Raw genomic sequence first — 24306 nt, forward strand, 5'->3', positions numbered from 1 at the left:
TATTTTGGAGTTGGATAGAGTTTGGATCTTGAGACTAAAAGAAACGACCTTAAGTGAAGAGACGTTGACCAATTTAAAAGCGGTCGAGTACCAGTGGGTAAGAACCATGTACGTCGAGGGGTATAACGAAACAGAAATTAACCATTACATTCAAACCTGCTTTGGCGGTGATGTCACCTTTGCAAATTTATTTCGTCGCGTCGCACTACAGCAAGAAAGCTTATACACGCTGCTTCAATACGTTGGATGCGCCCCCTCCAGTCGAGAGTTTTAATCCTTACCTACCTTAATTTTACTGATACCTGAGCTCAGGTTATTTATGTGAAGTGCTACGCAGGGCATTATTCAAGCCCTGTGTAATCCATGGCAAAGCCGCTAATCTTTACCTGCTTATTGAACAACTGTATTTAACAAGTATAAAAAAACCTGAGTCTAGACTCAGGTTATGGTTACAAGAAACTGTTAGTGATTGAATCGTAAGGAACTAAGCTAACAGCCAGCTATGCGTAACGCCAATAAAAGCCAAGATATTACTGATCGGCGGCCAAACCAAAATTGTAATATCCGTGCTACGTATAAGGGCGACCATGTGGTCGCCCTTTTCTAGTTATTCTTATCAATCTCAGACCACAAGAGATTATCCTTTCACACCACCAGCGGTTAGACCACCAACCAACCAGCGTTGAGCAAGTAAGAATACGGCAGTGATTGGCACTGCTGAAAGTACAGCAGCTGCAGCAAAGTCACCCCACAAGTAGTTTTGTGGATATAGGTATTGCTGCATACCCACTGCAAGTGTGTACGAGTCTACATCAGAAAGTAGTAGTGATGCTACAGGAACTTCACCAATTACCATGATGAACGACAAGATGAATACTACCGCTAGGATTGGCACAGACAATGGAAGCAATACCAAACGGAATGCTTGCCATGGTGTCGCACCATCCAGTGCCGCCGCTTCTTCTAACGAAGAGTCAATACTTTCGAAGTAGCCTTTAATCGTCCAAACGTGCAGGGCGATACCCCCTAAGTAAGCGAAGATCAGACCGCCGTGCGTGTTCAAACCAAGGAAAGGAATGTACTGACCCAATTTGTCGAACAACGCGTATAGAGCAACCAATGCCAATACCGCAGGGAACATTTGGAAGATCATCATCGCTTTTAGGATGGTGTTCTTACCTTTGAACTTCATACGAGCAAACGCATAAGCTGATGTGGTTGATAGCGCCACGATTAGGATTGCAGAAATACCACCCACTTTTACTGAGTTCCACAGCCATGTCATGACTGGGAATGGTGGCGGTGTAACTGTACCGTCTGGGTTAGTCACCGAGAAACCTAATGCCAATTTCCAGTGATCAAGCGTTGGGTTGTCTGGGATCAGGCTACCCGTTGCAAAGTTACCTTCACGGAATGAAATCGCGATGATCATCAGTAAAGGGAAAATAATCAGTGCCAAGAATGCCCACATCGCAATATGAGTAGCCCAAACACGATACTTTAATGACTTACCTTGTACCATTGCCATTGTAATCTCTCCTTAGTCCTGAGCTACTTTAGTTACGCGTAGGTTGATAAGTGCCAATGCGCCAACCAATAGGAAGATAAGTGTTGCTACTGCACTTGCTAGACCGAAGTCTTGACCGCCCGCACCTTCGAATGCGATTCGGTAGGTGTAACTTACCAATAGGTCTGTATAACCCGCAGGTTCTGACGTACCAATCATGTTTGGACCACCGCCTGTCAACAACTGGATAAGCACGAAGTTGTTGAAGTTAAAGGCAAAGCTCGCAATCAACAATGGTGTTAACGGCTTCAACATCATTGGTAGCGTGATACGAGTAAAGTTAGTAATAAAGTTCGCACCATCAATTGCTGACGCTTCATATAAATCATCAGGAATCGCTTTTAGTAGACCCATACATAGAATCATCATGTAAGGGAAACCAAGCCACGTGTTCACAATCAGGATCATGGTTTTCGCCATGAACGGGTCTGAGAACCAAGCTGGGCTAATACCGAACAAACCTTCCAGAAGCATGTTGATCTCACCAAAGCTTTGGTTAAACAAACCTTTAAAGATCAAGATAGAAATAAACGCCGGTACCGCATAAGGCAGAATCAGTAAGAGTCGGTAAACCGAACGGCCTTTTAATGCTTCCCACTGAACAACACTTGCTAGAACAAGACCAATTACAAGCGTAAATAGTACGGTGAGTGCCGAGAACACAATCGTCCAGATAAAGATACTGATAAACGGCTCTTTGATACCATCATCTTTCCACACACGCTCAAAGTTGTGTGTGCCAATGTTCACCACAAAGCCAGGAGACACTGTGCTACCAACAAACTGACCGTTTTCATCGACAGGTTGGTAGTAACCTACTTCCATATTTGGACGTAACGTCTCTTCAGTACGATTGTTGTAAAACGTTTCGCCGTCTTCTTGCAGCGTGTACAAAGGCACAACTGCCGCAAACTTACGTAACCCGCTCATGCGGATGTCTTCACCGCTCGGCAGATGCAAATCAACACTGCTCAACGTATTACGGCTCTTAACAATCGTCTTGATTGATTCTTTCTCGCCCGTAGCTTCTTCAATTGGCGATAGGTCAAGATCCGATGCTGAAAGGCTATCTAGTTGAAAAGTGGGCGTAGCAAGTAGCTCCCCATCTTTTTCAACCACAAGCTGATGTCCTTGATCCGTTTTATATAAAGTGAACGGGTAGCTATCACCACTTTGATAAGTTCTGTCCAAAAGTACGCTCTGCGCACGATCAAAAGAGAGTTGGTTTTTCGCGCTGTAGTTGGTAAACGCCAAACCTATGGTGTACGCCAGAGGGAAAAGAATGAAAAGGATCATCCCTGCGATACCAGGGTAGATGTAACGGTGTGCGTACGTCTTTTTACTACCAAAGATGAACAACGCTAAAGCGGTAAGAATGATCGTAAGTAGTGCAAACGCAATCTCACCGCGTGAATACATAAGGATTGTTGCGTAGCCATTGATAATGCCGACTGTGCCTAAAAGTGACCATTTCATGAACACTTTTTTGCTGCTCGGAAGGCTGGCTTCTGGTGCTGTCATAGCATTTGTACCTTGAACTGACTGCATAGGGAACCTGCTAGCGAATATAGAATAAATATAGAAAAGTAAGGAGGAGTTGCCCCCTCCTTAAAAAGGTCTTACTTAATTATTTAGTCATTTGTTTTTCTGCGTCTGCCAATGCTGCATCGACAGTTTGACGACCATCAACTACGTTGATGATTGCGTTCTTAGCCGCGCCCCAGAATGCGTTCATTTGAGGAATGTTTGGCATAATTTCGCCGTTCATCGCGTTGTCCATAGTCGCAGCGATACGAGTATCTGAATCTAGTTCACGTTGGAACGAGTTAAGCGCTACCGCACCTAGAGGCTTATCGTTGTTAACCATACGTAGGCCGTCGTTTGTTAGTAGGTAGTTCTCAATGAACTCAACCGCTAGGTCTTTATTTGGAGACGCAGTGCTGATACCAGCCGTTAGAACACCAACGAATGGCTTAGAAGATTGACCTTGGAACTTAGGTAGCGTAGTCACGCCGTAGTTAACGCCAGACTTCTCGATGTTGCCCCAAGACCATGGACCGTTGATCGTCATCGCTGTCTTACCTTGGTTGAATGCAGACTCAGATACTGAGTAGTCCATATCTGCAGAGATCACGCCTTTGTCTACCAAGCCTTTTACGAAGCTCATTGCGTCTTTAACGCCTTCTTTCGCGATACCAGCGTCTTTAATATCGTAACCTTCAGAAGTGTATTTGAACGCGTAGCCGCCATCAGCAGCCATTAGTGGCCAAGTGAAGTACGGTTCTTTTAGGTTCCACATGATTGCAGACTTGCCGTCTTTTTTAAGTTTTGCATCTAGCGCTGCAACTTCTTCCCAAGACTTCGGTGGGTTTGGAACTAGGTCTTTGTTGTAGATTAGAGATAGAGACTCAACCGCAACTGGGTAGCCGATCAATTTGCCGTCGTAACGTACAGCATCCCAAGCGAAATCAACAATACCTTCTTGAATGTTCTTAGAAGGTTTAATTTCTGCTAGCAGGCCAGCTTCTGCGTAACCACCGAAACGGTCGTGAGCCCAGAATACGATGTCAGGACCGTCACCAGTCGCTGCAGTTTGAGGGAATTTGTCTTGAAGGCCATCTGGGTGAGCCACTGTCACTTTAATGCCAGTGTCTTCTTCGAATTTTTTACCAACTTCAGCAAGGCCGTTGTAACCTTTGTCGCCGTTGATCCAGATAGTAAGTTGTCCTTCTTCGATGGCAGCATTAGCACCAAAAGAACCCAAAGCAACAAGAGTACCTAGTGCTACAGCGCTTAACTTTTTCATGTTCGTATCCTTTTTATATTTTTGATGTAGGGCTAGTCCATTGAGGTTCAGCCGTATTTCGACATATATCATCTGAAATAATCCAATATGTCTCATCCTCCTAATCCCTACGCCCTTACAATTATGACGTATTTTCGTGATCTAAATCGCCAAGGGTAAGAGACTCAAATCACAAAACGGATACTTCCTGTGATCGGTTTCAACTTTAGGTGGTGCAATAATGTGATTTCCGACCAACTGCTTTATTCCTCCTCCTTTTTTACTCCTCCCTACCTACTCCCCCTACAATTATTTCTATTAGGAGGATGTCGCACCTCGCACAATCTTACAAACTTCAGTCATCCAAGAGTGGATGGTAAGAACCCTTTCCCAGCAGTGCCTACGTATTAGGAAAAAGATTTGCTGGTTTTGCATTGCCAGACGAGTGGAATGTCATTATTGGTGTTGTTTGTGGTAATTATTTCACGGGGGAGACAACACGAATAATGTGGGGGAGAGAAACTCGTACTTGGCTATGATGGGTAGCACTTCTATTCAGGACATTTTATTGAAGTGCTACCCTACTTTTCTTACCAACCGCAATAACTTACCGATTCCTACTGTTACTGCTCGCTAGATAATTCATATAATGATGAGCGGTGAATAATAAAAAATTGATCGAGGACGAGCTACATGGCGAGTGTCACGTTAAAAAATGTTTGTAAAGCGTATGGCGACGTACTGATTTCTAAGAACGTAGACCTAACAATCAACGAAGGTGAATTTGTTGTTTTCGTAGGTCCATCAGGTTGTGGTAAATCTACCCTTTTACGTTGTATTGCCGGTCTTGAAGACATTACTTCAGGTGATTTGTATATTGGTGACCAGCGCATGAATGACGTCGAACCATCCAAACGTGGTGTTGGTATGGTATTCCAGTCTTACGCTCTTTACCCACACCTTAACTTATATGACAACATGTCATTTGGCTTAAAATTAGCAAAAGCAGACAAAGCAGAAATCGACAAACGTGTTGAACAGGCTGCAGAAATTCTACAACTGGGTCACTTACTTGAACGCCAACCAAAAGCGCTTTCAGGTGGTCAGCGTCAACGTGTGGCTATCGGTCGAACACTGGTATCGCAACCTAATGTATTCCTTCTAGATGAACCACTATCAAACTTGGATGCCGCACTGCGTGTAAACATGCGAGCCCAAATCACGAAACTTCAGCGTCAACTTGGTTGTACCATGATCTACGTAACGCACGATCAGGTAGAAGCAATGACAATGGCAGATAAAATCGTTGTACTAGACGGCGGTTATGTATCGCAAGTTGGTAAGCCGCTTGAGCTTTACCATTACCCACAAAACCGCTTTGTAGCAGGCTTTATCGGTTCTCCGAAAATGAACTTCATGAGCGTATTCATTGATGAAGTAGAAGCAGAGCGCGTCAAAGTTCAACTATCTAATGGCGTATCTTTCTGGATTCCAGTGGATGGCACGACGGTTAACCGTGGCGACCGCATGTCTTTAGGCATTCGCCCTGAGCACCTATTATCCGCTTCTGAAGCTGATGCAAGCATTCACGGTGAAGTGATGATTGTTGAGAAGCTAGGTAATGAAACTCAAGTATACCTAAACCTAGAAGGCGCAGACGCAGACGTTATTTTCCGTCAGCCTGACACGCTCGCAGTCGATACCGGCGATAAAATCGAGATTGGTATTCCAGCACACCGTTGTCACCTGTTTCACAGTGATGGTCGTGCATGTCGCCGCCTATACAAAGAAAACGGCGTGGAAGTCGAATAATTCATTCGTCCTTACTCACAAAAAATCCCTCTCACTTGAGAGGGATTTTTTTATCCTAATAAATATAAGTAATTCGATACTAAATCATTAATCGTTAACCAATAAGATCACCCGTTTCTTCTACCTTCACATAAACCATTGTCTTTGTACTGATACTTCATTTTTAATACTTTTCCTCATCCCTCATGAGTAAGTACCAGCTTTTTCCTAACCCGCCAAACTTAGCCAAAGGTCTAAATTTCATTCTTATTTCCACTTACCTCAACAACGCAAATTTTTACACTTATCAACGAAATTACACGTGACAAAAAACTCAGAAGCATTCAACAGAATGCTCTGTTCACCAACTACTAATAACGCTCACGACACGGCAATTGGGGGAGACACCCAAGGGCGGTAGCGTGTAAGAAGGGAAACTGAGTCATGAAACAAAAAGGACTTATCCGCTCTCACGAGATGGAGTTCGCTTTTTTATATCGCATCTCAGATCTTGCTGTCATCGTCTCTTTTATGCTGCTTTTAGTGTTCAAAGACATGAATACTGCGATGGGGAAAGATTACGTCATACTGGCTTTTGTTGGAGGCATCTCCTTTCTATTTATGGCAGAAAGCGGCAATCTGTACCGCTCTTGGCGAACCAGTTCGTTTAAAGAGCAGATGATTATTGTCTGTGTGGCCTGGGCAGTAACTTCCGCGCTTATCTTTATTGTTCTGTATTTTTCGGAAGTCTATGACTTATTTGATAACACTATTCTGGCATTGTGGTTTGCGATTACGCCCGCTCTACTTTTGGCATGGCGAGTGACATTCCGTACCGGATTAGCCTATTTAAGAAAAAAAGGATTCAACACTCGTACTGCAATAATCATCGGCCAAACTCCTCACGGCATTACCCTTGCTAACGAAATTCAAAACCACACTGAACACGGTGTACTTTTTGATGGCTTTTACGATGAGCGTTCTTCCGACAGATTGCCAAATTCTGCTTACCCTATTAAAGGGGCAGTTGACCACGCCCTTGAGCGAGCCAAAAAAGGGGAAGTGGATTACGTCTATATCGCAATGCCAATGCACGCAAAAGAACGTATTGCATCGCTTCTTAACCAATTCTCAGACACCACCGCAAATACGTATCTGATTCCTGACTTCTTTACCTATAACCTTTTGCATTCTCGTTGGGCGCAAATCGGCCAAGTTCAAACGCTCAGCGTATTTGATACGCCATTTGCTGGAATTTCTTCCTGGGTAAAACGGTTTGAAGACATCTTGTTTTCGAGCATTATTTTAGCCTTGATCTCTCCAGTCCTGCTCACTATTGCGATTGGCATTAAGCTGACCTCTAAAGGTCCGATCATTTTTAAACAGCATCGTTACGGCCTCGATGGACGCAAGATAGAAGTCTGGAAATTCCGTTCAATGACCACTATGGATCAAGGCCCTCACGTGAAACAGGCGACAAAGAACGACCCACGCATTACGCCTTTTGGTGGTTTTCTGCGTCGCACCTCTTTGGACGAACTGCCTCAATTTATCAATGTACTGCAAGGGACCATGTCTATTGTTGGTCCACGCCCTCACGCCGTGGCGCACAATGAAGAGTATCGCCAGATTGTTGACCGCTACATGCTACGTCACAAAGTAAAACCAGGCATTACTGGCTGGGCGCAAATTAATGGCTATCGCGGCGAAACAGACACCTTAGAAAAAATGGAAAAGAGAGTCGAATTTGATTTGGATTACATCCACCACTGGTCGGTTTGGATGGACATCAAAATCATCTTCATGACCGTTTTCAAAGGGTTCACTGGTGCTAACGCTTACTAAGGTTGAGATTATGAAGAAACTGACAATGGCAATAGCATTGAGTCTGTTTTCAACTGGCTTACTCGCAGAACCGATGGCTTACCAAACCGAGTCTGGCATTGAGTTTATTCCCCTCGTAAGAACTTTCTACGAGGGCGATGACAACATCAACAAAGCGGAGGAATCCGGCAATGTAGAATCGGTCAATATTTGGGGTATAGAGCCAAGCTTATTAGCACGTATAGAAAGGAATCGCTATCGCGCAGATATTTTATACAAGTTGAAAGCAGGTTTTTCATCAGATGACCGCAACGACTTCGACGATCATACCTTTCAGTTTTCCAACTTTTTTGAGTTCAATCATCGTCATCGTTTAGTGGTTGATTATCGTTTTCGCGCCCAGCATGAAATTAGAGGGGAAGACATTACCGAAGGTAATGGTAGCGCAATAGACTCACCAATTGAGTTCAACCGTAACGATATCAAAACCAATTATGTCTTTGGCTCTAACGGTGCAAAAGGCAGACTCGAATTCGGTTTAGGCTACAGTGATAAAACCTATCAAAACTACCGTGACGGATTACCTGGGCGCCCAAACGCTAAAACGAAATACAACGATTTTCGAGCTCCCAATGCACACTTGGAATTCTATTTAAGGGCGACGCCAAGAACCTATTGGTTGGTTGGGACAAAACAAATAGTAACCGACTATCAGCACCGAAATTCTGCGCAGCCTTCCAAAGATAATAGCACCAGTTTCTATTACACCGGTGCCGAATGGGAAGTCACAGGAAAAACCAAAGGCATCGCTCGACTCGGTTATCAAATCAAAGATTTTGACAGCGCTCAACGAGAGACATTTAAAGGCTTTAGTTGGGATATCGGCTTTGAATGGCTGCCTCAAGAACAAACTCTAGTCAGCGTGAAAACCACTCAAGCGGCAGTTAACCCAGATCAAGATGGCGATTACAACCTACAAACTCGTTATCGACTGAACCTCAAGCACGATTGGAATAGTTACCTTGCAACTCGCTTAGGTGCTATTTATCAACAAGATGACTATACGGGGATCACCAGAAACGACGATCGCTACACCCTATCTTTTGGTATCGATTATCAAATTAAACGCTGGATACAGCTGCAAGCCGACTGGCAATACCAAGATAAAACCTCTAACCGACCAGGTTATAGCTTCGAACAGAACATTTGGACTTTAAGCGCACAGTTTTCTCTGTAACAAGGATTATTAATGAAGTCATTCATCACATTCATGAGCGTCGCGTTACTGCTATTTAGCACCTTGGTAAACGCTGACTCAAACGAAGAAGATTACTTACTCGACACGGGCGATACCATTTCCGTGCAGGTCTATGGTGAAGAAGATCTTACGATTAAAAATATTCTAATAACGTCAGATGGCTATTTTGATTACCCCTACCTTGGCCGAATCAAAGCAATCAAAAAAACACCGAAACAACTCAAGTACGAAATAGAAACGGGCTTAAAAGGCGATTATCTCATCAACCCAAAAGTGATGGTCACCATCAATAACTTTCGTCTGTTTTACGTCAATGGCGAAGTCAGGAAACCAGGTGGATTTGAATATCGACCAGGATTAACTATCGAAAAGGCCATCGCTTTAGCTGGTGGCTTGACCGACCGAGCCTCACGCAAAGGCATTAACCTCACCAAACATAAAACGGGTCAAACGATAGAGGGTGTCAGTATGCACCGCAACGTTGAGCCTGGTGACATTGTATTTATCGACCAGAGCTTCTTTTAAGTGACAGGGAATCAAATGAACGGGACTCATCCAAATAATCTCCAGATGAACAAAGTAGAACTGATTCGTTTTGGTCATCACTTTAAAGCGATTAAAAAGAATTGGCTAAGCATCGCAGCTTTCACGCTTCTGTTTTCATTAACTTGTACTTGGTATATCTACTCCAAAGCATCGATATACCAAGCTACAGCAACGTTACTCATCCAAGAAGAGCAAAAAAGCGCCCTTTCAATCGAGGAAGTATATGGCGTCGACACAACGAAAAAAGAGTACTTTCAAACGCAAATCGCTATTTTAAAATCGAATCATATTGCAGATAAGGTCATTAGAGAGCTGAACCTAACTCAACAACCGGAGTTCACACGCTCAGGTGGATTAAATCAAAAGATCGACCAAATAAAGTCGATCCCTTTTGTTCAAGACCTACTGAATGTGGCTCCAAGCCCAAAAGAAACTGCCCAGTTTTCAGAGTCCTATTATCAAGCGCTTCAAGCTTTCAGAAGTAAACTCGATATTGAGCCAGTACGTAACACCCAATTAGTCAGAATTCGCTTTCGTTCTACCGACCCTAAGCTTGCTACGACAATCGCTAACGCGGTCGGCCAAGCCTACATTGACGCAAATTTTGAAGCCAAATTGGTCGTTACACAAAATGCGGCCACTTGGTTGACAAATAACTCACAAAAATTGGAGGAGCGATTACGTAACTCTGAGCAAGCGCTGCAAGAGTTCTTGTTAAAAGAAGGGTTGATCGATATAAACGGTATTGATGAAATTTACGCAAATGAGCTAGAAGAACTCACTCGCAAGCTAAATGTCGCTGTTAATAAGCGCATTGAAGCGCAGACGTTAATCCAACTGTTAAGACGTAAATCTTCACAAAGTTTAGACAGCTTGCTGTCAATTGATGAATTCGCTAATCAAGCGCAGATCCGCGACCTAAAATTATCGGAAGCCCAGGCAGCCAAAAATCTCTCTGAGCTGGCACAGCGCTACGGCCCCAAGCATGACCGAATGATTCAGGCGAAAGCGCAGCTTGCTGAAATTCAATCAAGAACCCAGCAACTCATTCGTGACATTTCCTTCAGCAAGCAACAAGACCTTCTTGCTGCAAAAGCGCAAGAGGACATGCTTAGAGCAGAACTCGATAACAAAAAGGCCGATTTCCAATCGTTAGGGTCACAAAAAGCGCGTTACGAGCAGTTAAAACGCGAGGTTGAATCCAATAAGGCACTCTATGAAGCGTTCTTAAATCGTGAGAAAGAGACCAACGCCACCAGCGACTACAAGAATGTCACCGCTCGCTTTACTGACAAAGCCATCATTCCTCTATTCCCGGTGGCACCACAACGAATCAAACTGGTACTGATTGCCACCTTTTTTGGCTTTGCCATTGCTTGCGCTCTGGTCATCATCTTAGAAACGATGCGAGAAGTTATCCGAAGCACAGCCGATGTGCAGGAAAAACTTGGTGTTACGTGTTTAGGCGTGATTCCGATGGTCAAAAAACGCAATTTGCGTAAAAACGGCGTCAGTTATACCGCGTATTTAGATGATGAAGAAAAGCTATTTAGTGAAGCTTGTCGCTCCGTCAGAACCTCGCTTCTGCTCAGACTAACCAACACTAAGCAAAAGATATTGCCCTTTACTTCTGCCATTCCAGAAGAAGGAAAAACATCGACCAGTATTAATATGGCGGTGTCGTTTTCAAAAATGGAAAAGGTATTGATCATCGACTGCGATTTACGCCGACCTTCCATCGCAAAACGGTTTGGTATTGCTGAATCAAGCCCTGGCTTAACGCATATCCTGACTATGGATACGCCAATCAAAGATTGTGTTACACATATAGAAGAAGCCAACTTAGATGTATTATCGGCCGGTCTAATTCCGCCAAACCCACAGGAACTGCTAGCTTCTGATCGCTTTAAAAAGTTGCTCGAACATTTTCAAAATAAGTATGACCGGATCATTATCGATACACCGCCCCTACTGTCAGTGAGTGATGCACTTATTCTTGGTCAGTATGCCAATGGTCTGATTACCGTCATTCGCTCAGAATCGACAAAATCATCACTGGTTAACCTTGCGTTATCTAAACAAATACAACACTCAGTTCCATCTCTTGGCGTCTTAATCACACAAGCCAAGACTAAGGAAGGAGAAACGCTTTATGTCCAGAAATACGCCTACTAACTCAAACGCATCTTGGTACCAAACGTTGAAAAGCCAAGAACAACCAGTATTGATCTATCAAATGGGCAAAGTAGGTTCGAGTGCATTAGAACATTCCATTCCTAACTCGATTCACTTGCACGACCTTATGACTGTCGATGCGCAAAAACAGATATCCCCTGTTAGAGCGCAATTGCATAAACCTCAGATCAATGCGTTAAAGCGACGACTCAAGCGCATAGCGATGAGCCGTATGTTAAAGCACAAGAAAAAAGTTCGAATTATCTCACTGGTGCGTGAACCGATCGGACGAAATATTTCAATGTTCTTTCAAGCACTTCCGTTTTGGATGGCGGACAAATACCTAAAAGATGATAGCGCAATCCGTACCGAACGTCCGCAGTTACTCCAAGAGGCATTTGATAAGCACATGAATCATCAATATGCGCTGCAGTGGTTTGACAACGAAATCAAACAACTAACAGGGATTGATGTGTTTAACGAACCTTTTAATCACGAAGTAGGCTATCAGACATACCATAACAATAACTTTTCACTGTTGGTCATTCGAAGTGACAAGCTAAAGCAGGCTAACTCCGCAGTCGAAGGCTTTTTAGGTTACCCCGTGGATGTCGTTTATGAAAATCAGTCAGACAACAAATGGTACTCGCCACTAATGAAAGAATTCAAAACGCAATTTCAACCTACACCCGAGTACGTTGAAGAAATGCTGAATTCTAAATTGACGAAGCACTTTTTCTCAAATGCAGAAATCACCGACCTTAAACAGCAATATCTGACCAATTAATCATGAAAACCAAGATTCTACATATTATTAATGATCTTTCTCAGAACGGCGGTGCTCAGAAGTTCTTAGTCGACCTTGTTTTAGAACATAAGCCTGAATACGAAATCAAAATTTTGGTCTTGTGTGATGAAAATGATTACTTACCAACGCTATCCGCCCAAGGGATAGAGTGTTTTAACTGGCGCACTTTGTCATTGAGTGAGAAATACTGCTTGCTACGTTGGCCGCATGTCGTTCACGGGCACCTCTACCCTTCCATTTATCTAGCGCTATTGGCGGTAGGTAAAAAACGAATCCAGACTGAGCACTGCTCTTACAACCGTCGACGTGACTATCCGTTGTTTAAGTTCATGGAGTACGTCTTATATTGGGGCCACGACTTGACGGTCAGTATTAGTGAAAAAGTACAAGATGAACTGGTGAAGTTCATGCCTCGCTACCAACATAAATATCACGTGGTGCACAATGGCGTTGATTTAAAAAGGTTTCCTATGATGCCGAAGAGCGCCAGCCACCTGTTCGACAAACCAGTCATCAAGATTGGAATGGTGGGCCGACTTCACCAACATAAAGATCATGAAACGCTTATCCAAGCACTTGTCCATTTACCAAGACGATACGAGCTCCATCTTGCTGGAGATGGCGAAAAAAAATCGCCACTGCAAGCATTGGCAACAAAGCTTAACGTCGCGCAACGTGTTCACTTTCATGGGGTAGTTTCTGATGTTCCAGCGTTTTTGAACGACATGGACATTTACGTGCAATCATCTCATGTCGAAGGCTTTGGCTTGGCGGCGGTTGAGGCCATGGCAGCAGGCTTACCCGTATTATCATCGGACGTACCCGGTTTGGATGACGTCACCGGACGTGCCGAGTATTTATTTCAGGTAGGTAACTCAAATGAGCTGAGCCAAAAAGTGCTCCAGCTGTGTGAAAGTGTTGAGCGGTATGACGCTGCAAGTCAATACTCAGTCAATAGGGCCTCTCTCTACACCATCGATAAATTTCGTGAAGGTTACTATGGAATCTACCAGCAGCTTTGCGCCAACAAATAGTTCCGCGCCATCGAGCCACCGAGCCTCATTGCTTGCAGCATGCCTATTAGCATTGTTCTTTATTCCCATGAAGTTTCGTGCTGGAGGAATAGCACTAGCACCATCAGACATCGTAAGTCTTTTGTCCATTGGTTTTACTGCATTAGTGGTATTGGAAGGAAAAGCTGAAAAACTCATGCATCCCTGCATGGGGTTCCTTGTACTGTTCAGTGGTTATGTGTTCTTAAATGGCCTGCTAAATCGCGTCCCCTTAATGCCGCTAGTTATAGAAACCGTGCAATGGCTGGCGATTCTCTGCTTGCTTAGCCTAATGTACGCCTATGGCGTGTTTGATGATGAATGGGTAATGGTTTATTTCACTTATCTGCTGTTTTTGATCTGCACGCTCGTTGCCTTATGGCACTTTGCTCAAGGCTATCAAAGCGGCTTTAAGTTACTCGGGGTAAGTAAATACGGTTTCGGTGTACTTTGCTCACTACTATACCTTTATCGGGATAAAATTCGCGCTTTCCACCTTTTAATGCTCGTTGCTTTGGTACTACTGGTGTTGTCGCAAGAAAGAAAAGCACTACTTGGTTTTTGTCTGCTTTTCTTCTTTGACCAGCTGCTCGTAAAAAACCTGATGAGAAAATCGCTTAATGAAACGTACACGTGGACGATTTTATTAGCCTTAAGCTTCATTGTGTTTACTGCCGTCACAACCACACTCTACGTTGGGTTTGAAACGCTAGCGGACACATTGGAAATAACCCAAGAAGACGTCTTATTTGCCAACCAAAGTGAAGCCCGCTGGGTATCGAATCTTCATAGAAAACTCTTACTTGCCAATGGGTTAGACATTTTACTTCAGCACCCTGTTTTAGGTGTCGGCGCGAAGATGCTGCCCAACTTTATGATCAGTTACTTTAACTATGATGAGCTGGCGATCTACACCCACAACTTTGTGTTAGATACCGCAATTGAATACGGGTTGCTCGGTATCGCCCTATTGTTTGGTGGTTATTTTCTGTTTATTCGCTTTTGCTTCCGTAGTCTCAATGACAACAGAAAAAGCCTCTTACTCGCGATATACGCCCTCATCATGGTGTTCTTCGTTGCGGTAAATACCACCATCATTTTAATACTCTTATTACCCGTCATGATAAGCATGAGCCGCGAGTCAAAGGTCAACACCATTACTCATACTTTTCCGGTAAACCATCACCATGAATTTGAATAATCAAGGATAGGATAGATGAAGCATTCAATCTCTCGACAATTTGAAAAGAACCGAGAACTCCAAGCTGACAATTTTGTTTTAGTTTACCAAATGGGCAAAGTTGGCTCATCGTCAATTGAGCACACGCTGGGAGAAAGAAATATCCCGAGCTATCACATCCACACCTTTGATGATCACGAAGAATTTCACATGTATCACAATAAAAAAGACGTGAGTAAATTTTTCGATTTCAAAAACCGTGCGCTCTATCGCTTAGTGCTCAAGCAACGAAAACGTATCTTACAAAAACGCGAACAGATCAAAATCGTCACACTGGTCCGTGATCCAATCGCAACTGTCTTTTCTCGTTTCTTTCAAGACCTCCATTTGCAATTTATCGAAGGCAAAAAGAATGATGCAATTCACCGAGATATGGCAGTCACGTATCAGCACCTCGAACATTGTTTCGATAACTATATCAATCTCAACTATTTTGCGAACTGGTTCGACAACGAGTTAAAACGTAACTTCAATATCGATGTGATGCGTCAAGAACTGGACAACACTCAACCTTTCTTCACATTCAAGAACGAGCAAGCCAACGTCATGCTAATCAAATGCGAAAAGCTCAGCTCTCTCGATAAAGAAATTGGCGAGTTTCTCGGGCTGCAAGACTTCGTGTTGAAAAACAGCAATGAAGCGAAAAACAAGTGGTACTCCAATATCCACCAGCACTTTAAGCATCACTACGACTTTTCAAAACTGTTCTATATGTACGATCTTCCCTTATATCGCCACGTTTATTCAGAACAAGAGCGTGATGCTTTCAAGCATAAATGGATACAGACACCAGGAACAAAATCATCATGAAAAAAGTGCTCCATATTACAGAAGCCTTCGGAGGTGGCGTTCAAACAGCCCTCTATAGTTATGCTAACTCCTCTCGAGACGAACCCTATCAACATTTCTTGCTAGCCAGAGCTCGAGAAAACGACTTAACCAATGAGAACAACCATCATATTTTCACACAGACCAAATGGGTGGAAGGCGGCTTACTTCAATTTGTTCGCGATGCAAACCACATGATTGCATCTCTTGCGCCTGACGTTGTGCATTTGCACTCGAGTAAAGCGGGCTTTCTCGGGCGATTTCTAAAACTTGGCAAGGCGCGCTTGGTTTATACGCCGCACTGTTATGCTTTCGAACGTGAAGATATCTCCGAATTAGCACGCCAGCTCTATAGAGTGCTAGAGAAAGTAAAACTAAGCAAAATTGATGTGGTGGCAGGCTGTAGCCAACGAGAATGTGACCTGGCGATTAGCATTGGCGCGAAACGTGCTGAACTGCTCAACAACTACGTATCTTATCAAAGTGAAGAGCGTTTATTGCGAAACAGACAAGAAGCGCTGCGACTTGTTGTGCTTGGTCGTGTCGCGCCCCAAAAGGATCCGCAATTTCTCATCGACACATTGCAACATCTTAATCGACATGCGCTTAACCGCCCATTAGATATCACTTGGATAGGAGGCGGTGACAACACACTCGAACAAAAATTGCGTACAGAAAATGTGGATGTGACTGGCATGTTGCCTCGTGATGAGGTGGTTAAAAAGCTCAAGGGCTCAGACCTTTACTTACATACTGCAGCATGGGAAGGGATGCCGTTAACTATTCTAGAGGCAGCCAAGTTACATCTTCCTATGGTGATTCGAACTATCGGCGCGACCAAAGATCTCAACTACCCATTTTTAGCGCTAACACCTGAAGAAATGGCCAAGCAGATCGCGCACTGTGTCAATCATTATGATGAAATTGATTTTTGCCAATATACAACAGCGTTAAACGACGCCTTCAGTGAAGAAAAACAGCGCCTCGCACTCAATAATATTTACGGTTAAATGCCCCTATGTTTCACACTGTTCAACAAAAATTACTGTTGATGCCCAGCGGTAAAAAAAGCTTGCTATCTACTGGATTGAAAACCGCAATCACGCGTGTGTTGAGTGCGCTATTTGCTTTTTTACTGACACTGATTGTATCGAAGGCCAGTGACGCTTCGACTTCCGGTCAATTTTTCTTTTTATTCAACCTAGTCTCACTACTCGCGATCGTTTCTCAGCTAGGATTTGATGTCTCATTAGTTCGCTACAATGCGATCGCCTTTAACAACAAAGAGACACTTCAACAAAGCCACAACTATAAAACGGCACTTTATCGAAGTATGGCGTTTTGCTTGCTAGCCATTGCCGTTTTGTTAGCAGGATTTAATCTGTTTCCTGAACAACTAAACCAGACCCAATCGCCAATGCATGCGATTACTTTAGGCTTGTTCTGCATACCGTTTTTGGTGCTTGCACAGACCAACAGTCGTGTGCTTCAAGCGTGTAGAAAGGTCGTGTCATCACTGTTCGCTTTACAGCTTGGCGTGAGTATGTTGATGGTCTTTTTTGTCTTTGGCTTGGACTATATCGGTCAGCAAAATATAAACAATCTGATGACCGCACTGCTTCTGGCGAGTATGAGCGTCGCGGTAATATCCAGTGTTAATTGGCTAGGTTCAGGTCAGTATCAGACATCAGCTTTCGTACCAAACAAAAAAATGGTCGCTTCTGCCAAGCAAGTCTGGATTGGCAGTATCTTCACGAACGTTCTTCAATGGGGAAGCCTTGTCATTGCGGGCTTTTTTATCTCAACAGCGGAACTCGGTCTATTAGCTGCAGCTCAACGTACATCACTACTGATTGGCTTTGTGCTGATTACCATTAACTTTGTGGTCGCTCCTATGTTTGCCTCTCTCTACAAAGAACGCCAAATGATCAAACTGCAAAGCCTTAGCCGTTTAGCTTGCCGAGCCAACGTTGGTTTGGCCATTGTGCCCGTGATTATTTGCACTCTATTCCCAGAGTTTGTGATGCGTTTTTTTGGTGAAGAGTTTCTTGCTGCTGCGCCACTGTTAGTCGTCCTGTCTTTAGGGCAGTTAATCAATGTTGCGACTGGCTCTGTAGGATTTTTATTGCTCATGAGCGGTCACGAAAGAACCATGAAATACATTACAATTTCCTCCGGCACAATCTCTATCTGCTTGCTCATTGCGCTTTGCCAAACGTTCGGTGTTATTGGTGCAGCATGGGCGATGGCAATTGGCATGGCAATTCAGAATCTAGCGGCGTTGTACTTTGTAAAACGTTACTTAGGCTTCTTTCCAATAGGTTAATTATGGTTTCAATACTGACACGGATAAGTTTTGTTTTCGTTCTGACGCTTACGGCTTCACTCTCTTTGTGGAAAAGCTCTGACTTACACCATGCCACTTACCTGCAAATGGAAACCTACTTAGGTGGATCGAGTACGCTTCACTTTACTTTCAGTTTATTGATCGGCTTTTTATCGGTCTTCACCTTCCCCTCTTTAGTAAGTTCAAGTAAAGCCGACATCTTTGGGATCCGCCTTTTGCTACTACTGTTGGCTATCGTTTCAATGGAAGAAATAAGTCAACTTTTTATTCCAAGTCGCTCATTTAGTTTTGATGATCTCAGTACCAACTGGATAGGCATTATCTCGGGTTACTTTAGTGCCAAGTTGATTCGCGTCCTACGCACTCGCTCGTTCTCTTGAAATAAGCACCTCAAGGTTATTTGGGTATATAATTACGCCAAACAATCAGACTAACGAGTACATCATGTCATCCCACCCAACCAAGATTACCTTTTTTGAATTCTTAACCCCGTTGATCACATCAGGCAAAAAAACGATTACGATTCGAGATGAATCAGAAAGTCACTACGTTCCAAATACAGAGGTCGAAGTTTTTACGCTAGAGACGGATCGTAAAGTCTGCAACATCAAAATACGCTCTGTAGAACCACTCAACTTTGAAGATATCAATGAGTTTCATGCTGAACAAGAAGCCATCGAACTACCAAAACTCAAGCAGTTAATTCGAGAAATCTACCCAAATACCGACACGCTATTTGTGATTGAGTACGAGCTAATCAAATAACCCACAACAAAAACTAGACGACTGGTCTAATTCATTCTATAGTACGCTTCATGAACGCAAAGACGAACGACACACGCCAACATATTCTCGACGTCGGATACGAGTTAATCGTAAACCGAGGGTTTACGAGTGTTGGCCTTTCAGAGCTTTTAAAAAAGGCCGCGGTGCCGAAAGGCTCGTTTTATCATTACTTCAAATCCAAAGAACAATTTGGTGAAGCGATGATTCAAGACTACTTTACTAAGTATTTTGAGCGTTTAAACGCACGCTTTACCAATACCGATCTGAATGGCTACCAACGCCTAATGAGCTACTTTGAAGAAATGGTCAAAGTAGAAGACGACGTATGTAATGCGAACAAATGTTTGTTGGTCAAGTTAAGTGCGGAAGTCTCCGATCTCTCAGAGCCCATGCGCCTAGCGTTACGCCAAGGTGCAGACAAAACCATTCAATCAATGGCGTATTGCATTGACGTAGGCATTCAAGATGGCTCTATCCCAAATGGTGACAGTGCTTTATTGGCAAGGCAGATATACTACCTTTGGAACGGCGCAAGCTTGCTGAACAAACTGTATCAAGATCAGGCAGCATTAACGCAAAGTCTGACCTATACTCAACATCTACTGCAAAACACGCGAACTTGCCCATAGTAGGTAGCGTAAAAGTAAGATGAACACCCTACATGTGTTTCACAGTTGGTAATAACTCCTGTGATAGCACAATACACTTTCCCGCTCTATGAGCGGGATATTTTGAAATCAAAACTAGACGACCGGTCTAATTAATAAGTGAGATAAATATGACTAACGCAACAAATCGCAGAATCGTACTCGCGTCACGTCCCCATGGTGCACCAACAAAAGAAAACTTTCGTCTAGAAGAAGTGGCGAAACCGACTCCTCAAGATGGTGAGATGCTACTGAGAACCGTTTATTTATCTCTCGACCCATACATGCGCGGTCGCATGAGCGATGCCGAGTCATACGCCGATCCTGTTGCGGTTGATGACGTAATGATCGCTGGCACAGTTTGTCAGGTAGAAGCATCAAACCACCCAGATTATGAAGCGGGTGAATGGGTTCTTGCATACACTGTTGGCTGGCAAGACTACGCGCTCTCAACTGGTGAGATGGTAATTAAACTAGGCAAAGAACCACAAAACCCATCATACGCTCTAGGTGTTGCTGGCATGCCAGGTTTTACCGCGTACATGGGCTTGCTCGATATCGGTCAGCCAAAACCAGGTGAAACCATTGTGGTAGCGGCCGCGACAGGCCCTGTGGGCGCGACCGTTGGTCAAATTGGCAAAATCAAAGGTTGTCGAGTTGTTGGTATTGCAGGCGGAGAAGAAAAGTGCCGTTACGCCAAAGAAGTCCTTGGCTTCGATGAATGTATTGATCACAAAGCTGACGACTTTGCAGAGCAGTTGAAAAACGCCTGTGACCAAGGTATCGATGTTTACTTCGAAAACGTAGGTGGCAAAGTATTCGAAGCTGTAATGCCACTTCTGAATACCAGCGCACGTATCCCACTTTGTGGTTTGATTTCTCAGTACAACGCAACAGAACTGCCTGAAGGTACCGACCATCTTCCATTATTAATGGGTAAGCTGCTGACTAAACGAATCAAGGTGCAAGGCTTCATCATTTTTGATGACTACGGACATCGTTACGGTGAATTTGCGCAAGATATTAATCAATGGTTGGCAGAAGGAAAGATCCAATACCGTGAACATCTAGTACAAGGACTGGAGAATGCACCAGAAGCATTTATCGGTCTGTTGGAAGGTAAGAACTTCGGCAAGCTTGTAGTACAGATTAACGACCCATTATAAGGAAGGGATAAATAAATGATTAAACTTCACCATCTCAATCAGTCTCGCTCAAAGCGCATCATTTGGTTACTTGAAGAGCTAAATGTGGATTACGAAATCGTGCCTTATGTTCGTGACAAAGTGACCTTCATGGCACCGCCTGAGCTAAAGAGCGTTCATCCGCTCGGTAAATCGCCCCTGCTTGAAGATGATGGCGAGTTCATCATTGAATCAGGCGCGATGACCGAATATTTGATTGAGAAGTACAGTGATGGTGCGTTGGCTCCTGAGCGTGGGACGAAGGCGCACACTGAGTACCTACAATGGATGCACTTTGCTGAAAGTTCAGCAATCTTACCAATGTTGTTAAAAATCTTTATCAGCAAAGAGCCAAACGAAACTCAATTTCTATCAGGCTATGCTGACAAAGAAGCGATGAACGTTCTGGGTTATTTCGAGCAATCGCTAGAAGGCAAAACTTACCTAGTAGAAGAACGTTTAACTGGCGCAGACATCATGATGTCATTTATTGTCGAGCTCGTGCATAAGTTCGGTTTGGCTGGTCACTTCCCGAATATTGAGCGTTATGGAAAACAACTCGCAACGCATCCAGCGTTTGAAAAAGCTGAGCAAATTGAAGTGAAGTACTCCTAATCATTCCGCCCCTTTGATGTTCAATAAAGCGATATCAAAGGGGCGATTTCCGACGTTAGCCTTGTCAACAAAGCGCAACTCATGCAAATGCCAGCGTCCTCTTTTTACCCTTTTCGCCAATACGTTAATAAACCAATCATAAAAATCAGCTAAGAATTTGATTCTAAGTTACTTTTCATCATCGTTACCACCTATTGAATTGATAAGCAGTATCAGTTTTTGCTTCCAGCTTTTCCGTAATAATCTTCTCTTCAGTTGCTAAGGTATTGATCCCTGGAGGGGAAGAAAAATGACAAATAAGAAATTAACCACCGCCGCAGGCTGTCCTGTCGCCCATAATCAAAATGTGATGACTGCAGGTCCTCGTGGTCCCCAACTACTGCAAGACGTTTGGTTCCTTGAAAAACTGGCACACTTTGACCGCGAAGTGATTCCTGAGCGTCGTATGCACGCCAAAGGCTCAGGCGCTTACGGCACCTTTACTGTGACTCATGACATCACAAAATACACTCGCGCGAAGATCTTCTCGGAGATTGGTAAAAAGACCGAACTATTTGCTCGCTTTACCACCGTTGCGGGGGAGCGCGGTGCCGCAGATGCAGAGCGCGACATCCGTGGTTTTGCGCTAAAGTTTTACACCGAAGAAGGCAACTGGGACTTGGTTGGTAACAACACGCCAGTGTTCTTCCTCCGTGATCCACTAAAATTTCCAGATCTAAACCACGCAGTAAAACGCGATCCACGCACCAACATGCGCAGCTCGACAAACAACTGGGATTTTTGGACATCACTACCAGAAGCATTCCACCAAGTTACGATCGTTATGAGTGATCGTGGTATTCCAGCGTCTTACCGTCATATGCACGGCTTCGGTAGCCACACATTCAGCTTTATCAACGCAGAAAACGAGCGTTACTGGGTGAAATTCCACTTTAAAACTCAGCAAGGCATCAAAAACCTGACTGACCAAGAAGCAGAAGCGATCGTAGGTAAAGACCGCGAAAGCCATCACCGTGACCTTTACGAAGCGATTGAGCGTCAAGACTTCCCTAAATGGAAGATGTACGTCCAGATCATGCCTGAGTTAGAAGCGGATGAAGTGAACTTCAACCCGTTCGACCTAACAAAAGTATGGTCACAAAAAGATTATCCATTGATCCCAGTAGGCGAGTTTGAACTGAACCGTAACCCAGAAAATTTCTATGCGGAAGTTGAGCAATCCGCGTTTAACCCGGCAGCTATCGTTCCTGGAATTGGCTTCTCACCAGACAAAATGCTGCAAGGCCGTCTGTTTGCATACGGAGATGCGCAGCGTTACCGCCTAGGTGTAAACCATCACCAAATTCCAGTTAACGCGCCTCGTTGTCCGGTACACAGCTACCACCGCGATGGCGCAATGCGCGTTGATGGCAACTTTGGTTCAACACTAGGTTACGAGCCAAACTACAAACAAGAATGGGCAGAGCAACCAGATTACTCTGAGCCACCTCTACGCATCAACGGCAATGCTGATCATTACGATCACCGTGTAGACGAAGACTACTTCAGCCAAGCGGGAGACCTATTCCGTCTGATGAGCGAAGAACAGCGTCAAACTCTATTCGACAACACCGCTCGTGCAATGGATGGTGTGCCAGACTTCATCAAAGAACGTCACGTTAACCACGCCTACCAAGCGGACGAAGCTTACGGCAAAGGCCTTGAGATTGCGCTAGGCTTAAACAAGTAAACGGACACTGCGCCAGCAAATGCTGTGATAAGAAGACATAAAAAAGGAGGTGGCCCAAAGCACCTCCTCATTCAAGTTCGTTAGTCACACACTAATGTTCAAGGGGAACGATTATGATCAACTTAAATTTCTTCAAGCTCTTTGATACTAAAGAACTGTTTATCTACTACTGATTCTTAGCCACGGCTTTAATCAGAACAGATGTATCCATGCGACCTAAACCATCGCGTTGAAGGTCTGCGTATTGCTCATCCACTTTCTTAGTCAGTGGGAGCTCTAGACCCACTCGCTCTGCTTCTTGCAAACAGAAGCCTAAGTCTTTGCGCATCCAATCAATCGCGAAGCCAAAATCAAACTTATCTTGCGCCATCGTCTTGGCGCGGTTTTCCATTTGCCATGACCCGGCAGCACCGTGCTTGAGTGTTTCAACTACTTGTTCAATATCCAAACCGGATTTCTGCGCGAGTAACAACGCTTCGCTCAAGCCTTGAAGCACACCACCAATACAGATTTGGTTTACCATTTTACAACGTTGACCCTGACCATTTTCACCCAGAAGCGTCATTTGCTTTGCATATACGTCCATCGCTGGAGACACACGATTAAAAATGTTCTGCTCGCCACCACACATGATGGTTAGTACACCATTTTCTGCGCCTGCTTGACCACCAGATACCGGAGCATCAATGAAGTGATTGCCATATTTGGTACAAGCATCGGCCAATTCAACGGCTAAATCAGCAGAAGTCGTGGTGTGATCAACCAGTACCGCGCCTGCTTTTAGACCGACTAGAATGCCTTCTTCACCGTATACAACGCTACGCACGTCATCGTCATTACCGACACAAGTAAATACGATATCGCAATCTTCTGCCGCTTCTCGCGGTGTCTCACACGCAATGCCGTTGTATTCTGCAGCCCATTTATCAGCTTTGGCTTTGGTGCGGTTGTATACTTTGGTTTCATATCCCGCTTTGCTCAAATAGCCCGCCATTGGGTAACCCATAACACCCAAACCAATAAATGCTACTCGTTGTTTTTCCATTGCACGCTTCCCTTAGTTCACCTGACTGAAATGTTTTGTAACATGCTACTAAAGAATTGAAAACATTACTCGTAATTTA

Annotated in this window: 22 protein-coding genes; 18 read left to right on the forward strand and 4 right to left on the reverse strand. The window is 44.0% G+C overall.

The annotated features are described in order from the left end of the window. Positions 1-28 precede the first annotated feature (28 nt). Positions 29-274 carry a hypothetical protein gene (locus NDJ01_RS16345; RefSeq protein WP_005375277.1) on the forward strand — a complete coding sequence of 82 codons (246 nt, stop codon included), beginning with the start codon at positions 29-31 and terminating at the stop codon, positions 272-274. A gap of 363 nt (positions 275-637) precedes the next feature. Here the strand turns inward: NDJ01_RS16345 and malG are convergent, their stop codons facing one another. The 3 genes from malG to malE form a co-directional block, all read right to left on the reverse strand. Beyond that, complete coding sequence (malG, locus tag NDJ01_RS16350) at positions 638-1528, reverse strand: maltose ABC transporter permease MalG (RefSeq protein ID WP_005375275.1); 891 nt, start codon at positions 1526-1528, stop codon at positions 638-640. A gap of 12 nt (positions 1529-1540) precedes the next feature. After that, positions 1541-3115 (reverse strand): maltose ABC transporter permease MalF, encoded by a 1575-nt coding sequence (gene malF / locus NDJ01_RS16355; protein WP_258586985.1) that lies wholly within the window; start codon positions 3113-3115, stop codon positions 1541-1543. Positions 3116-3194: 79 nt separating this feature from the next. After that, complete coding sequence (malE, locus tag NDJ01_RS16360; RefSeq protein ID WP_053809629.1) at positions 3195-4373, reverse strand: maltose/maltodextrin ABC transporter substrate-binding protein MalE; 1179 nt, start codon at positions 4371-4373, stop codon at positions 3195-3197. A 672-nt stretch (positions 4374-5045) separates the two neighbouring features. On the opposite strand from malE, the gene malK reads away from it, so the two are divergent. The 17 genes from malK (at position 5046) to NDJ01_RS16445 (ending at position 23182) form a co-directional block, all read left to right on the forward strand. Beyond that, a complete protein-coding gene (gene malK, locus NDJ01_RS16365; RefSeq protein ID WP_005375271.1) occupies positions 5046-6164 on the forward strand; it encodes a maltose/maltodextrin ABC transporter ATP-binding protein MalK in 1119 nt (372 codons plus the stop codon). 423 nt (positions 6165-6587) lie between these two features. Then, positions 6588-7988, forward strand: coding sequence for an undecaprenyl-phosphate glucose phosphotransferase (locus tag NDJ01_RS16370; RefSeq protein WP_145472143.1), 1401 nt, complete (start codon positions 6588-6590; stop codon positions 7986-7988). Between the two features lie 10 nt (positions 7989-7998). After that, complete coding sequence (locus tag NDJ01_RS16375) at positions 7999-9204, forward strand: outer membrane beta-barrel protein (RefSeq protein WP_258586986.1); 1206 nt, start codon at positions 7999-8001, stop codon at positions 9202-9204. A 12-nt stretch (positions 9205-9216) separates the two neighbouring features. Next, on the forward strand, positions 9217-9750 hold the full coding sequence (locus tag NDJ01_RS16380) for a polysaccharide biosynthesis/export family protein (protein WP_048625325.1): 534 nt from the start codon (positions 9217-9219) through the stop codon (positions 9748-9750). Between the two features lie 15 nt (positions 9751-9765). Next, a complete protein-coding gene (locus NDJ01_RS16385) occupies positions 9766-11946 on the forward strand; it encodes a polysaccharide biosynthesis tyrosine autokinase (protein WP_258586987.1) in 2181 nt (726 codons plus the stop codon). Continuing rightward, positions 11924-12733 (forward strand): putative capsular polysaccharide synthesis family protein, encoded by an 810-nt coding sequence (locus NDJ01_RS16390; protein WP_176319697.1) that lies wholly within the window; start codon positions 11924-11926, stop codon positions 12731-12733. The genes NDJ01_RS16385 and NDJ01_RS16390 overlap by 23 nt, the downstream gene beginning before the upstream one ends. A gap of 2 nt (positions 12734-12735) precedes the next feature. After that, entirely contained in the window at positions 12736-13788 is a 1053-nt protein-coding gene (locus NDJ01_RS16395) for a glycosyltransferase (protein WP_258586988.1), read from the forward strand. Next, a complete protein-coding gene (locus NDJ01_RS16400) occupies positions 13754-15007 on the forward strand; it encodes an O-antigen ligase (protein WP_258586989.1) in 1254 nt (417 codons plus the stop codon). Before NDJ01_RS16395 ends, NDJ01_RS16400 begins: the two co-directional genes overlap by 35 nt. Positions 15008-15022: 15 nt before the next feature. Next, complete coding sequence (locus NDJ01_RS16405; RefSeq protein WP_258586990.1) at positions 15023-15856, forward strand: putative capsular polysaccharide synthesis family protein; 834 nt, start codon at positions 15023-15025, stop codon at positions 15854-15856. After that, positions 15853-16884 (forward strand): glycosyltransferase family 4 protein, encoded by a 1032-nt coding sequence (locus NDJ01_RS16410; RefSeq protein WP_258586991.1) that lies wholly within the window; start codon positions 15853-15855, stop codon positions 16882-16884. The genes NDJ01_RS16405 and NDJ01_RS16410 overlap by 4 nt, the downstream gene beginning before the upstream one ends. An 8-nt stretch (positions 16885-16892) precedes the next feature. Next, a complete protein-coding gene (locus NDJ01_RS16415; protein WP_258586992.1) occupies positions 16893-18200 on the forward strand; it encodes an oligosaccharide flippase family protein in 1308 nt (435 codons plus the stop codon). Between the two features lie 2 nt (positions 18201-18202). Next, positions 18203-18601: a VanZ family protein gene (locus NDJ01_RS16420; RefSeq protein ID WP_258586993.1), complete on the forward strand. Its 399-nt coding sequence runs from the start codon at positions 18203-18205 to the stop codon at positions 18599-18601. Positions 18602-18665: 64 nt separating this feature from the next. Then, positions 18666-18986 carry a N(4)-acetylcytidine aminohydrolase gene (yqfB, locus tag NDJ01_RS16425; RefSeq protein WP_005392475.1) on the forward strand — a complete coding sequence of 107 codons (321 nt, stop codon included), beginning with the start codon at positions 18666-18668 and terminating at the stop codon, positions 18984-18986. Positions 18987-19036: 50 nt separating this feature from the next. Continuing rightward, a complete protein-coding gene (locus tag NDJ01_RS16430) occupies positions 19037-19636 on the forward strand; it encodes a TetR/AcrR family transcriptional regulator (RefSeq protein WP_005392474.1) in 600 nt (199 codons plus the stop codon). A gap of 149 nt (positions 19637-19785) precedes the next feature. Next, entirely contained in the window at positions 19786-20820 is a 1035-nt protein-coding gene (locus tag NDJ01_RS16435; RefSeq protein WP_065645713.1) for an NADP-dependent oxidoreductase, read from the forward strand. A gap of 15 nt (positions 20821-20835) precedes the next feature. After that, positions 20836-21453, forward strand: coding sequence for a glutathione S-transferase family protein (locus NDJ01_RS16440; protein WP_006742223.1), 618 nt, complete (start codon positions 20836-20838; stop codon positions 21451-21453). A gap of 289 nt (positions 21454-21742) precedes the next feature. After that, entirely contained in the window at positions 21743-23182 is a 1440-nt protein-coding gene (locus NDJ01_RS16445) for a catalase (protein WP_124007529.1), read from the forward strand. A 166-nt stretch (positions 23183-23348) separates the two neighbouring features. On the opposite strand, the gene NDJ01_RS16450 is transcribed toward NDJ01_RS16445, so the two are convergent. Continuing rightward, positions 23349-24227, reverse strand: a complete 879-nt coding sequence (locus NDJ01_RS16450) for an NAD(P)-dependent oxidoreductase (protein ID WP_258586994.1) — start codon at positions 24225-24227, stop codon at positions 23349-23351. Positions 24228-24306 lie beyond the last annotated feature (79 nt).

Source organism: Vibrio sp. HS-50-1 (assembly GCF_024747315.1).
In the GTDB taxonomy this organism is placed as follows: Bacteria; Pseudomonadota; Gammaproteobacteria; order Enterobacterales; family Vibrionaceae; genus Vibrio; species Vibrio diabolicus.

Excerpts from the sequence above, each read along its gene's own strand:
- NDJ01_RS16395 (WP_258586988.1), top strand. The coding sequence starts at position 12,736 with ATGAAAACCAAGATTCTACATATTATTAATGATCTTTCTCAGAACGGC.
- NDJ01_RS16375 (WP_258586986.1), top strand. The coding sequence starts at position 7,999 with ATGAAGAAACTGACAATGGCAATAGCATTGAGTCTGTTTTCAACTGGC.
- NDJ01_RS16440 (WP_006742223.1), top strand. The coding sequence starts at position 20,836 with ATGATTAAACTTCACCATCTCAATCAGTCTCGCTCAAAGCGCATCATT.
- NDJ01_RS16385 (WP_258586987.1), top strand. The coding sequence starts at position 9,766 with ATGAACGGGACTCATCCAAATAATCTCCAGATGAACAAAGTAGAACTG.
- malE (WP_053809629.1), bottom strand. The coding sequence starts at position 4,373 with ATGAAAAAGTTAAGCGCTGTAGCACTAGGTACTCTTGTTGCTTTGGGT.
- NDJ01_RS16410 (WP_258586991.1), top strand. The coding sequence starts at position 15,853 with ATGAAAAAAGTGCTCCATATTACAGAAGCCTTCGGAGGTGGCGTTCAA.
- yqfB (WP_005392475.1), top strand. The coding sequence starts at position 18,666 with ATGTCATCCCACCCAACCAAGATTACCTTTTTTGAATTCTTAACCCCG.
- NDJ01_RS16390 (WP_176319697.1), top strand. The coding sequence starts at position 11,924 with ATGTCCAGAAATACGCCTACTAACTCAAACGCATCTTGGTACCAAACG.
- NDJ01_RS16400 (WP_258586989.1), top strand. The coding sequence starts at position 13,754 with ATGGAATCTACCAGCAGCTTTGCGCCAACAAATAGTTCCGCGCCATCG.
- malF (WP_258586985.1), bottom strand. The coding sequence starts at position 3,115 with ATGCAGTCAGTTCAAGGTACAAATGCTATGACAGCACCAGAAGCCAGC.
- NDJ01_RS16420 (WP_258586993.1), top strand. The coding sequence starts at position 18,203 with ATGGTTTCAATACTGACACGGATAAGTTTTGTTTTCGTTCTGACGCTT.
- malK (WP_005375271.1), top strand. The coding sequence starts at position 5,046 with ATGGCGAGTGTCACGTTAAAAAATGTTTGTAAAGCGTATGGCGACGTA.
- NDJ01_RS16370 (WP_145472143.1), top strand. The coding sequence starts at position 6,588 with ATGAAACAAAAAGGACTTATCCGCTCTCACGAGATGGAGTTCGCTTTT.
- NDJ01_RS16380 (WP_048625325.1), top strand. The coding sequence starts at position 9,217 with ATGAAGTCATTCATCACATTCATGAGCGTCGCGTTACTGCTATTTAGC.
- malG (WP_005375275.1), bottom strand. The coding sequence starts at position 1,528 with ATGGCAATGGTACAAGGTAAGTCATTAAAGTATCGTGTTTGGGCTACT.
- NDJ01_RS16450 (WP_258586994.1), bottom strand. The coding sequence starts at position 24,227 with ATGGAAAAACAACGAGTAGCATTTATTGGTTTGGGTGTTATGGGTTAC.
- NDJ01_RS16435 (WP_065645713.1), top strand. The coding sequence starts at position 19,786 with ATGACTAACGCAACAAATCGCAGAATCGTACTCGCGTCACGTCCCCAT.
- NDJ01_RS16430 (WP_005392474.1), top strand. The coding sequence starts at position 19,037 with ATGAACGCAAAGACGAACGACACACGCCAACATATTCTCGACGTCGGA.
- NDJ01_RS16415 (WP_258586992.1), top strand. The coding sequence starts at position 16,893 with ATGTTTCACACTGTTCAACAAAAATTACTGTTGATGCCCAGCGGTAAA.
- NDJ01_RS16405 (WP_258586990.1), top strand. The coding sequence starts at position 15,023 with ATGAAGCATTCAATCTCTCGACAATTTGAAAAGAACCGAGAACTCCAA.
- NDJ01_RS16445 (WP_124007529.1), top strand. The coding sequence starts at position 21,743 with ATGACAAATAAGAAATTAACCACCGCCGCAGGCTGTCCTGTCGCCCAT.